The organism is Bacterioplanes sanyensis (assembly GCF_002237535.1).
Taxonomy (GTDB): Bacteria; Pseudomonadota; Gammaproteobacteria; order Pseudomonadales; family Oceanobacteraceae; genus Bacterioplanes; species Bacterioplanes sanyensis_A.
On the sequence record NZ_CP022530.1, the window covers coordinates 4,112,930 to 4,126,877 of the forward strand.

10 protein-coding genes are annotated in these 13,948 nt (G+C 53.0%); all 10 read right to left on the bottom strand.

The annotated features are described in order from the left end of the window. Positions 1-41: 41 nt before the first annotated feature. A complete protein-coding gene (locus CHH28_RS18900) occupies positions 42-419 on the bottom strand; it encodes a flagellar protein FlaG (protein WP_233243665.1) in 378 nt (125 codons plus the stop codon). A gap of 65 nt (positions 420-484) precedes the next feature. After that, positions 485-4,519, bottom strand: coding sequence for a flagellin (locus CHH28_RS18905; protein ID WP_094061773.1), 4,035 nt, complete (start codon positions 4,517-4,519; stop codon positions 485-487). A 304-nt stretch (positions 4,520-4,823) separates the two neighbouring features. Then, positions 4,824-6,062 (bottom strand): flagellar hook-associated protein FlgL, encoded by a 1,239-nt coding sequence (gene flgL / locus CHH28_RS18910; RefSeq protein WP_094061774.1) that lies wholly within the window; start codon positions 6,060-6,062, stop codon positions 4,824-4,826. A gap of 16 nt (positions 6,063-6,078) precedes the next feature. Further along, positions 6,079-9,060: a flagellar hook-associated protein FlgK gene (flgK, locus tag CHH28_RS18915; protein WP_094061775.1), complete on the bottom strand. Its 2,982-nt coding sequence runs from the start codon at positions 9,058-9,060 to the stop codon at positions 6,079-6,081. Then, the gene (gene flgJ / locus CHH28_RS18920) at positions 9,053-10,024 is read right to left on the bottom strand and encodes a flagellar assembly peptidoglycan hydrolase FlgJ (RefSeq protein WP_094061776.1); all 972 of its coding nucleotides are present in this window, start codon (positions 10,022-10,024) and stop codon (positions 9,053-9,055) included. The genes flgK and flgJ overlap by 8 nt, the downstream gene beginning before the upstream one ends. Before the next feature lie 236 nt (positions 10,025-10,260). Next, positions 10,261-10,566, bottom strand: a complete 306-nt coding sequence (locus CHH28_RS18925) for a hypothetical protein (protein WP_094061777.1) — start codon at positions 10,564-10,566, stop codon at positions 10,261-10,263. Beyond that, complete coding sequence (locus tag CHH28_RS18930) at positions 10,563-11,654, bottom strand: flagellar basal body P-ring protein FlgI (RefSeq protein WP_199243947.1); 1,092 nt, start codon at positions 11,652-11,654, stop codon at positions 10,563-10,565. Before CHH28_RS18930 ends, CHH28_RS18925 begins: the two co-directional genes overlap by 4 nt. A gap of 11 nt (positions 11,655-11,665) precedes the next feature. Continuing rightward, positions 11,666-12,355, bottom strand: coding sequence for a flagellar basal body L-ring protein FlgH (locus CHH28_RS18935; protein WP_094061779.1), 690 nt, complete (start codon positions 12,353-12,355; stop codon positions 11,666-11,668). Positions 12,356-12,378: 23 nt separating this feature from the next. Beyond that, positions 12,379-13,164, bottom strand: a complete 786-nt coding sequence (gene flgG / locus CHH28_RS18940) for a flagellar basal-body rod protein FlgG (protein ID WP_094061780.1) — start codon at positions 13,162-13,164, stop codon at positions 12,379-12,381. A gap of 12 nt (positions 13,165-13,176) precedes the next feature. Continuing rightward, the gene (locus tag CHH28_RS18945; protein ID WP_094061781.1) at positions 13,177-13,923 is read right to left on the bottom strand and encodes a flagellar basal body rod protein FlgF; all 747 of its coding nucleotides are present in this window, start codon (positions 13,921-13,923) and stop codon (positions 13,177-13,179) included. Positions 13,924-13,948: the final 25 nt, after the last annotated feature.

A 13,948-nucleotide genomic window follows, 5' to 3' on the forward strand; every position in this document is an offset into this window, starting at 1 on the left:
ACTGAAGGGTTGGTTACACAACCCATACGAAGCTACAAACCTCAGACTTGCGCGCTAAACAATAAAGATGGCTCTTCATCATTCAACTTTCGCGCCAGCTCCAGTGCTAACTCGCTGGGTATCTGGCGGATTAGCTCTGAAGACTGAGTATCGTAGACCCGTATAATGGTCTTGCCACTGTCTTCATCCAATTGAAAGTCCAGTGTTCGCTCCGTTTGCTGTACGTATTCGTTAATTCGTGACACCGCTTCCTGCACTTGTTCCTTGTTTAAAGGTTCCGCTTTGTCATCGGGCGGCAAGCCGTTGCCGGACTGTGAGGCTTCCATTACCTTGGGCTTTGCCGCCACAGCTTTTATGTCACGTATCGCAGAAGGTGGTACAGCGCCTTTTTCATATGTATTCAGGGTCAGCTCGCTCATACATCACCTCTCTGGTTATCAGTTAAGCAACCCGGGGGAGATTTGTCTCCCCCTTACGCTTGCTGTTATCCCAGGAGAGACAGAACCTGCTGACCAGCCGCATTGGCCTGCGCCAGCACCGAGATACCAGCCTGCTGCAGTACCTGCGTCCGCGACAGCTCTGCCGTCTCAGCGGCGAAGTCAGCGTCTTGAATCCGCGAGTTCGCAGCATTCAGGTTTTCAGACGTCACCTGCAAGTTGCTCACGGTGCTTTCCAAACGGTTCTGGATCGCACCCAAGTCAGCACGTTGGCTGGCCACCTGAGCAATGGCATTGTCCACTGCCGTGATTGCCGCTTGCGCGCCTTCGAAGGTGGAGATGTCGATGTCCGTGAGGAACTGACCGTCTTCACCACCGCCGTAGGTACCAGTCTTCAGACCCAGAGCAGCCAACTCGTCGTTACCGTTGGCACCGCCCTCCAGCGAGAACTGGCGAGCAGAAGACAACTGCACCGTACCGTAGGTGGTTTCGTAGGTCATACTTTCTGCCGTCACCTCTGGGCCAACATCGCCCGACATGGCGGTAAAGCTAGACTCACCGATACCATTGCCCTGCGTGGTTGCATCCAGGCCGAACAGCGCGCCGATGGAAGCATCCGAACCCGAGCGGTCATCGATGGCGATCGACACGTTGCGTCCGTCCGCCGCGGTCATGGTCAAAGAGACACCGTTGTCTTCTGCCACCACCCCGGTCTTACCAGAGCTTTGGTTGATCAGGTTCAGAGCATCGGCACGGGCCCGACCGGTATCAATCTGACCAGAACCATCGGCTTGCAAGGTCACTGAGCCGACGCTGACGCCATTGATGTAGATGGCAGCAGAGTCACCGATAGCGAACTTAGTGGTATCGATGTTGGTACCATCGCCACCGGTTACTACGGTTTCGTTTACCGTTGCCGTTACGCCCGTTTCATCAGATACCTTGTTGATCGCAGAGGCGACCGCAATCGCTGACAGCGACTTGGAGCTGGACAGTATCTTACCGCCGTCTGACGAGGTCACCGCACTGGCGGTGTCATCGGTCACAGCTGCAGCACTAATGGTTACGCCGTTGATGACCAAGTCACCGTCGGTCAGGCCATTCACACCAGTGAATGTGGCGTTGTCTGAGTTGCCAGTGTAGAACTCACCGCCTACGGCAGCGTCCGCCATGGATACGGTCACCGCTTCGTCGCCAGTGCCGGCAAACTTCAGCGTACCTGACAGCTGCTTATCAACCGCTTCATTGATCAAGTCAGTACCGACTTGAATACCGCGAGACGAACTGCCAGACGTGATGGCCGACATGGTCAGCTCGCTGCCGCTGTAGTTGTTCACCGTCAATGAGATGGAGGTACCATCCGAGCTCAAAGATGCCGATACATCGATATTGGCAGACGAGAAGTCGGTGCCGTTGATGTCATCGACCAAACCAGCCAGATCACCGTCAGCACCCGCTACATTAGTGCTGGTGACACCATTGGGATCGACCGTTGCTGTCGAGGCACCGGCATTGGTGATCTCGAAGTTAGTCACGGTTTTGCCCGCTCCAGCAATATTGCTGGAGATCACCAGGTTACCGTCCACATTCGCTGCCGAAAGACCAAAAGCACCCAACGATGTTGCTGTGTTATCAGCGTTCAACGCTGCCACAAAGGCATCCAGGTCACCGGTACTGGTCGATAAATCATTATCGATGGTGAAGTTTTGTGTTGTGCCATCTACGTCAATGCTAAACGTCAGTGCACCACCACTTAAGTCAGCACCAAAGGCATTGCCGAATGCCGCTTGATCCGTAGCAGAAATGCTCAGACTGCCCGACACCGGGCCTTGAGCCGACACCGCCACATTCACACCACCAATACGCAGGCTATCACCGGTATTGAGGGTGGACTTGTTGATGGTCAGCGCGATCTCTTCGTAAGCCGCGACACCGTCGATGGCATCTACTTGGCCAGCCAAGTCAGCCACCGTCGAGCCAGCCGCGAGGGTAATGTTCTGCGGTGTAGCATCACCTACGGTGACAGATACATCATTGGCACCAGTGGCCGACAGGGCCTGATTACCAAACGAAGTGAAGGTAGCACCCACACCACCGGTGGCACCACCGGTCACCAGACGCTCGGCGTTAGCACCACTGATGTCGGCAGAGGTCGCCAGAGAGACGGCGACTTCAGTACCGACCGCATCGGACTCGAACGCCACGGTACCCGACAAGGTCGCTGCAGTGTTGTCGAAGGTAGCGGCGGCGCCGGTTTGTGCGGTCGCCATATCTGTGGTCAGAGTGGTGGTCGCAGCGTCAGTCGCCAACGTCACTGAGGTGGCGGTACGGTTTTCAATGCGCACCGACAGTGAATCTTTGGCATCGTTCAACTCAGCCGTCACCGAAATACCAGCGGTGTAACCGACCTGATCATTTAATGCCAGCGCCAGAGCCTCCAACCGCTCTGCCGTGGTAGCGGTACCATTGAGGTTGTCTGCACCCAGCGAGATGGTTTTGCCGCCCAACTGAAAGGTCGCCGCGGTAGAGTCATCCAAGGTGGCGTAGTCAGAGATATTGAAACTGATCTCTTCGTACGCACTGACACCCGTGACGCCATCAATGTTATTAGCAATGGCTGCGACTGTATCAGTGGCTGCAATACCTACCGTGCTGACGGTTCCACCCACATTCACGTTAGCAACGGTAGCGACGCCCGCCTGCAGGTTGGCAACGTTGGCTGTGGTATCGAAACGGTTAAAGATGGTTTCGTTACCATTACCACCTGTCAGGGTTTGTACACGGCTGCCAGCTGCATTGGCCACTTGGTTAGACAATGTGCCTGCAGAGGCACCGTCGCCGATGCCTTGCACCGACTGATTAATGGATTGTTTTTCTGACACCGAGGTGGCAATGCCTGACTGATAGCTACCTGCGGTCAAACCAGAGTTTGCCAAGTCGCCACGGCCGGTGCCGTTACCACCTGAAATATCAATCTTTTTGACATCGCCGTCAGCAATCAGGGTGTAACCACCCTCGTAGGTGTTGCTGTACACAGTGCCAGCGCCTGCGCCATCGATATCGGTAGCGCCACCGGCCAAGCCAGTTGCGGCAGCAAAGTTAGCGGCAGTGATGCCGGTCAGGTCTGCGGTATCAAACGACAGTTGAATGTTGCGACCATCGGCAGCCACCAAGTTCACACCGGTTGCAGCAGAACCGGTATCAACGGCAGAAACACCAGTTTGGTCGGCAACAGAGTTAATTGCCTGAGTGATCGAGGCACGGGTTTGTCCAGCGTCCGTGGTGGTCGAGAACTCAATGCTAACGCCATTGATGCTGAAGGTACCGCTGCCAGCAATGCCTGACATTTCACTACCCGCTGCGACGTTCTCATTCACCTGAGCTGTCACACCGGTTTGCGCACTGTAGCGGTTAATGGCTGCAGCTTTAGAGATGGCCGAGGCGTCGTTGCCAGAGGTCGACGCGGTGTCGTCTTCAGAGCGAGAAGCGGCAATAGACACACCGTTAATGATCAGGTCGCCGTTTTCCAAAGCGCTGTCGGTACCCAGAGCACTGATACCAGATGCAGAGGATGCACCCAACTTGTTGGCGGTCAGCTCGGCGATGGATACGTCAACGGTTTGACCTGCGTTCGCACCAATCTGGAACGTTGCAGAGAAAGAACCGTCCAGCAGTTTACGGCCGTTAAAGTCGGTCTCTTCTGCGGTACGTGAGATCTCAGCGACCAGCTGATCAACCTCAGCTTGCAGTGCCTCACGGTCAACGTCGGAGTTGGTTGCGTTTGCGGATTGCACGGCCAGTTCGCGGACACGCTGAAGGTTTTCGTTGATCGAGCCCAACGCACCTTCGGCGGTTTGTGCCAGTGCGATACCGTCACCGGCGTTTCGAACGGCCACGTTCAGACCTTTGATCTGAGAGGTGAAACGCGTGGAAATTGCCAGACCCGCAGCGTCGTCTTTGGCGCTGTTAATGCGAAGACCAGACGACAGGCGTTGCAGCGCCTGCTGGTTGGCAGACTGAGATTTGTCCAAGTTACGCTGGGCGTTAATGGACGCGATGTTGGTATTAATAATTTGAGGCATGGTAAGTCTCCTTAACCTTCTAAGGGAGCTACCACCATCGCGAATGGTTGTGGCAGCGCTCCGCCTGACTGTGTCATTTGGGTTAGCGGCCACCTAGGAGAAAGCTTTAGAATTTTTTTGCCAGCAAGGTATCGGACTTTTTAGCAGGCCTCAGTTGGGCCACACTCGGACACGATAGGACAATCGTAGCCAGTGAAGCACGCAAGATAGCAGCACGCTCAAGCCCTTGCACACACGGCGCGCAGCAGTACCAAAGACACCACCAAATATGGCTTCAGCGCGCGTTACAGCTGGTTAAACAAAGTTAGAGCTGGTTAAACAAAGAAAGACGAGTGATGGTGGTATAGCTCTGTTGCGCCGCTTCCAGCAGGAAGCTTTGTTGCGACAGACGGCTGACGGCTTCGGCAAAATCAACGTCTGACAGTTTAGACAGCACTTCACGACTGACGATACGCACATCCGCCGACAGGTTTTTGGTGTTTTCCACCGTATTTAGCCGAGCACCAACCTCACTGCGAACAGAGGAAATTGATGTCTGCGCGTTGGACAAGTTGTTCAAGGTGTCTTCGATCAATATGTCCAAGGTGGCCGAATCGGTGGGGTTATCGCCCAAGGTATTCAGCCCTTCGACCAAGCGATAGATGGTGTCGGTGATGCTCTGTTTCGGTGACGACTCGATTAAGACCTGATCGCCGGACTCAGGGTCCCCCGACAGTTTAAAACTCACGCCTTGCACCACAATCTCCACGCCTTCGTTATAGGGCTCTTGAATCTGCCCCTCGAGTACGCGGTTATCGGAAGCTCGGCGCACCGTGTAGTTTGGCCCCGGCGGAGAAATGGCATCTTCTGGATTAAAGGTCACGATGATGTCGTCAGGGTAGAAGTCACCGTAAATGGATTCATCCACGACAAAACCGGCGTTGATTTGCAGCGAGCCCTCATTCAGCACATTGCTGCGGGTGGTAAAGGTATTTTTGGCCGCCGCCACATCAACGAATAAGCTTTTACCACTGTCGCCAGTGGCCACGGTGGTCGATGCGCCAATTGCAAGAAAACGCTGCCCTTCATCGCCTTGATATTCGTATCGGCCAGTAGCATTTTGCTGAAACGGTGCAGTCCCCCCTTTGAAACCCGCAAAAATATGCTCGCCGTTGGGGTCGCGTGTGTTAAATAAATCCACCAAACTGTTTTGCAGTTGCGACACTTCTGCGGCTATGTACTGACGATCTTCCAAAGTCAGGGCGCCGCCACCGGCCTTCACGGTCAACTCCTGTAGCCTGGTAAGCTGATCGGTGACAGACTGCAGCGTGGCATCTTCCAGTTTTAAACGGTTTTCAGCGGCGGTGATGTTACGATCGTATTGATCGCGCTGCGCTAAGTCCTGTTGCAGCTGCAAAATTTTAGTGGCCGAAATCGGATCGTCGGCAGGCGTTAGTACTTTTCTACCGGTAGAGACCTGCTGCTGGGTTTTATTCACCGCAGACTGATTATCCATAATCTGATTGAGGCCATTGTTAAACGTCTGAATGGTCGAAATTCTCATCACCAAGGCTCCAATATCAGCGGAAGGTTCCAATCAAGGTATCGAAAATTTGTCGCGCCACCTGAATCACCTGGGCCGAGGCGTTATAAGCCAGTTCATACTGAATCAGGGCCGCGGCTTCTTCATCTAGGTTAACGCCGGATGTGCTCGATACCGCATTCTGTGAATTGCGCAATAATACTTCGCTGGAATCACGATTGATTTGCGCACGACTGGTCACCGAACCAAGGGTCTCCACCAAGCGTGCGTAAGATTCTGAATAACTGGTATTTCCGGCCACGGTATCTTCGCTTTGCAACGCAGCCAATGAAATGCCGTTACGACTGTCCGACGTTCCATCTTGATTAAAGTTAACGCTGAATTCATCGCCAGCGGCCGCTAAGCCACTGATTTCTACTTGATAGCCAAAATGTACGTCTTCACCAACAGGCTGCTCCGGGAATAAATTATTTCCAGGTGGGGCAATATCCAGGCTGTAGTTAGGGTCCACCACGACTTTGACCTGTCCGCCCATGGCAATTTTATTCGATCCATTGGGGCCGGTGCCGTTAACCGGCAGCCGTGGTTGAAAACTGACTTCGCCACGCTCATTGATCGCAACATCGAGGTTACCAGAGAAACTGAAACCCGCTCGCTCTAGCTCCGTTCGAAAACCGGCCAGCAGGTCATTTCCAGAAGTATAATTGCCCGTCATTTCAATATTGAAAACACCCTGTCCAGGCACATCAAATTCGTAGGTGTACGGCCCACCATTAGTGAAATCAAACCCAGAAAACTCATTCAGCTCGGTGGCCGGTGCCGCACCGGTTTCACGCAGCTGAATATCCTGCCCATTGCTGATTGAAAAACCATCACCAGGGTCACCTGTCACATCAAAACTGAGGTCGTCGCCATTTAAAGCGATCACCGTCAGAGTTACACCATCACTGCGAGCAACAATACCCAGGTCTTGCATATCGCGACTGGCGTTAATTCTGTCGGCCAAGAAGTCCGGAGTTATTGGATCCGGTACTTGCTCGGGATAACCTGGGTCGTATTTATTTTGATTGGGCCCGAGAGAATCCGTCAGCTCGATGCCGTTGAGGCTAACGCCTAAATTCAAGAAAGGATTAGGGTCTGAGGTAAAGTCGGTCAACTCCACCGTTGTGCGAGCCACGGCTTCGACGCCTTCACGCTGCGACAGCGATGCTGCAATCTCTCGCGCCGAAGCCTGGTAGGGCGTGGTTAAAATCGGTTGGCTAAAACTTTGACCGGATTCAGGATTGGTAAAGCTGATGCCAATACGCTCTGGGAAAAAACCGTTACCAGCATTAACCGTCGCGGCCGGTGGCGGCGCCTGATAGGTGGGCGCTGCGGGCAAATAACCACCGAAGCTAGTAAACGCAGTCTTACCTTCATCAATGGGTAAAATACTGTTGCTAATGCCCGGCGTATACACTTGATTCATCAATGGTGGAAACAGCGGGATTGGATTGCCAGGGTCGCTGTTGTCTAACACATCGTAGCGGTTAGGCGAAGTAAAACGAATCAGAATGGGTGGGTTAAGCTCGCCTTCTTGCGACAAATACGGTGTATCAACATCGTAGACCTCACCTTGGGTAATAATGCCGCTGCCATTATTGCCGATGGCCGCATCGGTACTGATGGGCGATGCCAGTGCCACTTGCTCAGCTCGGGTGATGTTGACCTCCACGTTGGCCGACTCATTGCGCGTTGGCTGAATCAGAAAGTCATCCCCTTGCTGAAAGCTGCCGCCTTCAAAGCGAATTTCAAAACCATCGATTTCGATCGAATCCGGAAATTCTCCCGACAATGCAGAGGTTTCTAATACCTCTCCATCAGATTCACGAATCACTCGATACGTAAAATCATCGGGGCCTGGAAACTCCAAACGATAATCGCTGGTGGACAGCGCTCCGGCGTCGGTGATGTGAATTGAAATCAGCCGATCATCTGGATCGGCATTGTTGCGATCCCCCAGAATGCGCTGATAGGTTTTGGCCGGGGCATTAATATCTTCGAAAAAGCGCTCGCCTTTTAGGCCGTTATAGTCGATGCCTTTTTGATGCTGCTCGTTAAAGGTTTGACTGATGACCAATGCAATACGCCCGAGCCCGTTAATGGTTGGGTCCAGCACTTGCTCACGAAAGTCGAGTATACCGCCCAACTGGCCACCCTGAAGCTGATCGGTAATATTCTGAATGGTATCGCCTTTGCGAAAATACAGATCACTGCGGCCAGGGTCTTGCGCACCCTGGTCGGTGTATAACTCGTTAAAGTCATTGCCGATCACCAACGCCTGACCATTGCCGATAAACACATTGATGACTGAGTCATCCTGCTCAGAGACGTTCACTTCCACCAGCTCAGACAGCTCTTTGAGCAATTGATCGCGTTGGTCTAATAGATCGCTGGGTTCAGTCCCCTGCGCCGAGGCTGTGGCGAACTGTATCTGCTCATTCAACTCAGCAATGGACTCAGCGATGGTGCTCACTTGCCCGGCGATCACTTCCATTTGGCCGTTAATAACTTCGTTTTGCTCCACCAAACGGTCATTGATGGATGAGAAACGGTCTGCCAATCCGTTCGCTTCACTGATCAGAACTTCACGTGCTGGCAACGAAGACGGATCATCCACGGTGGATTGTAACGCGCCAAACATGCGCTCTAAGCCAGGTTGAATACCGGTGCCAGGGTCGGCCAACAAGCTATCGATTTGCTCAGCGTTGGTTGCCAGAGTGTCAAATTCATTAAAGGTGGAGGTGTCTCTCCTGAGCTGTTCAGTTAAAAACTGATCGTACACTCGGCGCACCGAGTTCACATTAACGCCAGAGCCAATCCAGTTGCCCGCTTTAAACTGCGGATTATTTTCATTAAAACTGACCTGCTGGCGGCTGTAGCCTTCGGTGCCGGCATTGGTAATGTTATGGCCGGTGACAGACAGTGCCGCTTGCTGCGCTTTTAAGCCAGAAATACCGATATTCAGCAATTCAGCCATCGTTTACCTCCAGCGCCTGCACGGCTTGCTGCAACAAATCACCCGAAGAAATGCGCTCGATTTTCTGGCCATAGGCAGGATCGGTGGCATAGCCAGCACGCTGCAACGCATGACCATATTGCGAGCCATCCAAACCTTGATGAATGGCGTCCTGATAGCGCGTATGGTTTTGAAGAAACAGAGCGTAGTCTTGCAAACCCGCTTGCATGGAGTCGTACGAGCGGAAGCGGGCTTTTTCTTTCACCGCCACGCCGTCACGGTATTCGTGTGTGGTCACTTCCACGGAATCACCAGACCAGCGCGAATCGGCTTTAATGCCAAAAAAGTTGTAGCTATTGCGGCCGTCGTCGGAGCGAATCATGTGTTTGCCCCAGCCAGTTTCCAGCGCCGCTTGCGCCACAATGGCTTTGGCATCCACCCCCAGTTGCTCAGCCACTTCTCGAGCTTGTGGGTAAAGTGCGGCAACAAAGGCTTGCGGAGTGGCAAACTGTTGCCCCTTAGAGCCCTCGACGACCGCCGCCTCACTCGGCTCTTGTGCCAGCACGGCTTCAACCTGGTCAACGGCTTGCTGCCAGCGAATGGCAGATTGAGCCAAGCGACGATCCGCCAATTTGCTGTGATCTAGTTCAACCGCCGTTTGCTCATTGCCATAGTTATCCAACAACTGGCGATGAATAACATCAGCCAGCCCTAGGCCACGCCCAGTGGATAGACTCAGGCCCAGCTGCTGATCGTACATATTCTGGTAAAAATCTGATTGCGGCGAGCTCAGCAGTGAATCTTCACTAAAAGCACTGTTGGCTTGGCGCATGGACGACAGCATCATATTGACGAACATGGATTCAAACTGCTTCGCCACTTCCATCAACGCGGCACTCTTATCCTGCTTACCGAGTGTGCGGATGCCCTGCAACGCATTTAAGTCTGTGTAAACCTGTCCTGCCGATGAGCTGGCCTGAATCATAATAATCACCTCTGATACGAAAGAAGCAATTAATTTGCCAACTTGTTTTAACTGACTCGTTTACCATTGAGGAAGAAAACAGCGAAGCTTTATGACTGGAGCTAGCCGTCGGAAAACCTGCACCGCAGCGCACTGCTGGCGCCGGCCTACAGATTGATAATAGCCGTGGTTGATCAGTTGGAATGGCCCAGATCGGCAGCAGCATAGAGCGCTTTATGGATACAAAGGAAAGAAGCTTATTGATTGCGTGAAATGGTTTGATACGCCGACAGTTTTTTCTTACCGCGCTCATGACCAGACAGCGATTTTTGCTGCTGTTCTAACTCGTCTAACAAGTGTTGTTCTTGCTGCAACAGTTGCTCTAAAAACTGCTGCTGTTCGTTGGTCAGCCCAATCAACTCATTCACTTGCGCAAACCATTCACGTAGAAGCTCGTTGCGCTGATCAATACGCTCGGAAACACCTTCTTTAACGCCTTGTCGAATCAGAGATTGGACCTCCAAGGACAGCAATTTTACCTGCTCAAACAGATCCTGTGTCATATTACAATTAACTCCGCTTTTAATGCCCCGGCCTGCTTCATCGCTTCCAGAATGGCCATTAAGTCACCGGGGGCTGCACCGACTTCATTCACTGCCTTGACGATGCTGTCCAGCGAAATACCGGGGCCAAACTTAAACATGCGACTGTCACCGCCGTCATCAATTTGAATATTGGTTTGTGGCACCACCACGGTTTCACCATCCGCCAGCGGGTTGGGTTGCGCCACCTCAAAGTCTTCCGTAATGGTGACGGTTAAGTTCCCGTGCGTGACCGCTACAGGCTCAATCATCACATTTTGCCCCATAACAATGGTACCGGTGCGTGAATTAATAATGACCTTGGCACGCTCTTTACCGGTTTCGATTTCCAGGTTTTCAATGACCGACAAATACGCCACACGCTGGCTGGTGTCTCGCGGCGCACTCACCCGAATAGAGGTTGCATCCAAAGCCTCGGCAGTGCCGGGCCCGAGCAAATCATTGATGCGCTCAACCATAGAGCGGGCTGTGGTGAAGTCTGGTCGGTCTAGGTTAAATATCAAGCTGTCGCCACGCGAAAAGTTACTCGGCGCGGTCCGCTCCACCGAAGCGCCATTGGGAATCCGTCCCACACTCGGAACATTCACCGTAATACGAGAGCCATCGTTGCCTTCTGCGCCAAAGCCGCCAACCACCAGATTGCCTTGCGCCACGGCATACACTTGATTATCCGCTCCTTTTAAAGCGGTAAATAACAACGCCCCACCGCGCAAACTTTTAGCATTGCCGAGCGACGACACCGTGACATCAATGCGCTGCCCTGGTTTGGCAAACGGCGGCAACTCTGCCATGACCGACACCGCAGCCACATTCTTGAGTTTCGGATCCACACCCGCAGGCAGTGTGATGCCAAACTGATTCATCATGTTGGTAAATGTTTGCGTAGTAAACGGCGCTTTATCACCCGTGCCATCCAAACCCACCACCAAACCATAACCGATCAGTTGGTTGCTGCGCACACCAGCGATGGAAGTAATGTCCTTGATGCGTTCAGCCTGTGCTAACCCAGTGACCAGACACAACACACAAACAGCGATTGCACGAAACATCATCATCTACCTCAGAACGGCCACCAGGGCGACATAAAGATGCGATCACCCCAGCCCATTTCGGTTGAGTTGTTCAAATTACCGCGACCGCCAAAGGAGATGCGGGCATCGGCCACCTTGGAGGATGGCACGGTATTGTCTGGTGTAATGTCCGCCGGACGAATCAACCCTTTGATGCGAATGTATTCATCACCATCGCTCAAGGTCAGCCACTTTTCACCACGGATACGCAAAATACCGTTTGGCAAAATCTCCGACACTGACACACTAATGCGCCCGGTCAGGCTGTTGGAGCGATCCGCCTCGCCCTTGCCAGAAAACTGACGGTCGGTCTCAGTATCCGTATTTAAACCGATGTTTTTCCAGCCGGGAACCATACCGGCCACGGCGTTAGCTGTCAGTGTGTTGTTTGATGACTTATCGGCCGTTGTTTCCGCTGATTTTTGCGAGCGATAGCTTTCATCAAAGATAACAGTAATCAAGTCGCCTACCTTGCGCGCTTGTTGGTCTGTATACAAACCAAAGTTAAAGCGCTCTTGATACAGCGAACCGCTAGACACCGGTGGCGCCTGCAAGCTCTGGGCAGACACCGGCGCAAAATCCGGGTCATCGGGAAAGACATCCTGTTCTAAAGGCACACTGGTACATCCCACCTGTATCAGCAGCAGCGTCAGTAATGTTACTTTCCAGCCCTGTTTCATCTCAGGCCTCCTGCTATTAAGCATTAAGTATTCTGCGTCAGGAACTGCAGCATCTGATCGGCGGCAGATACGACTTTCGAATTCATTTCATAAGAGCGCTGTACGGTGATCATTTTCACCAGCTCCTCCACCACTTCAACGTTGGAGTTTTCCAGTGCGCCTTGTTCAATGGTGCCAAAACCGTCTTCATTCGGCACACCGGCTTGCGGCGCACCACTGGCGGCGGTCTCTAAGAAAATATTGCCACCACGCGCTTGCAAACCTGCTGGGTTAATAAAATCCACCACTTCTATTTGTCCCAGCTGCTGCGGGTTTGGATCACCAAATAACGTGGCCTGCACAATGCCATCTTTACTGATGGTTAATTGGTTGGTTTGATCGGGCACGGTAATTTGTGGCTCCAGCGGATAGCCATTGACGTTGACCACAATACCTTCGTTATTGATATGAAAGGTGCCATCACGGGTGTAACCGATGGTGCCATCTGGATTTAGAATTTGAAAAAATCCACGCCCATTGATGGCCATATCTAAAGGCTGATCCGTCAGCTCCAGCGAGCCTGTGGTAAATACTTTTTGCGTCCCCGCTGTGCGCACACCGGTGCCTAGCTGTAAACCAGATGGCAGGCGAGAGTCGGCCGAGGTGTTGGCCCCAGGCTGGCGTTGAATTTGATACAGTAAATCTTCAAACACCGGGCGATCTTTTTTAAAGCCGGTGGTGGATACATTGGCCAGGTTATTTGAAACCGTGGTTAACGCCAGATCTTGCGCTTCCAGACCGGTTTTACTGACCCAAAGTGCTGGCATCATAAGTCGTTACTCCTACTGGCTGCCCAGAATCTGGGTGGTCGCAGCCGAGTTTTCATCCGCTGCTTTCATTAATTTAACTTGCATTTCGTATTGGCGATTCAGTTGAATCATGCTGGTGAGCTCGGTCACGGCATTCACATTGCTGCCTTCAACAAACCCATTTACCAGAGAAATGTTCGGATCAGGCTGCGCCACCGGCGCTTGCGGATCACGGAAGCGGAACAAGCCGTCCTCGCCTTTTTCCAACTCACGCACATCTGGACGCACTAGCTTCAATTGAACGGGCTCGGCAACCCCCGCAGGCACATCGCCAAAGGGTTGAATGGACACAATGCCCGCGCGGCTGACTTCAATTTGCTCAAACTCAGGTAACACCACCGGGCCAGCATCACCCATCAACTGCAGCCCTTTGCCATTTATTAGTCGCCCGGCTGGGTCGACGCTCAGATCACCGGCGCGGGTGTAGGCTTCTTCGCCGTCGGGTCCGACCACGGCAAACCAACCGTCGCCTTCAATCGCAACGTCCATGCGGCGGCCGGTCTCCTGCAGTGGGCCTTGGCGAAAATCGCTGGCTGGGCGTTCGGTCATGGCGTAAGCACGGCTAGGGAAATGCTCACCAAACACACCCATAGCGCGACTCTGGGTGTAGTCCGAGCGAAAACCCGTGGTACTGGCATTGGCCAAGTTATTGGCGTGCGCAGCCTGACCCAAGGTGTTTTGCTTGGCGCCAGACATGGCAATGTAGAGTGCTTTGTCCATGGGTATCCTCGTGGCTTGCGAAGGC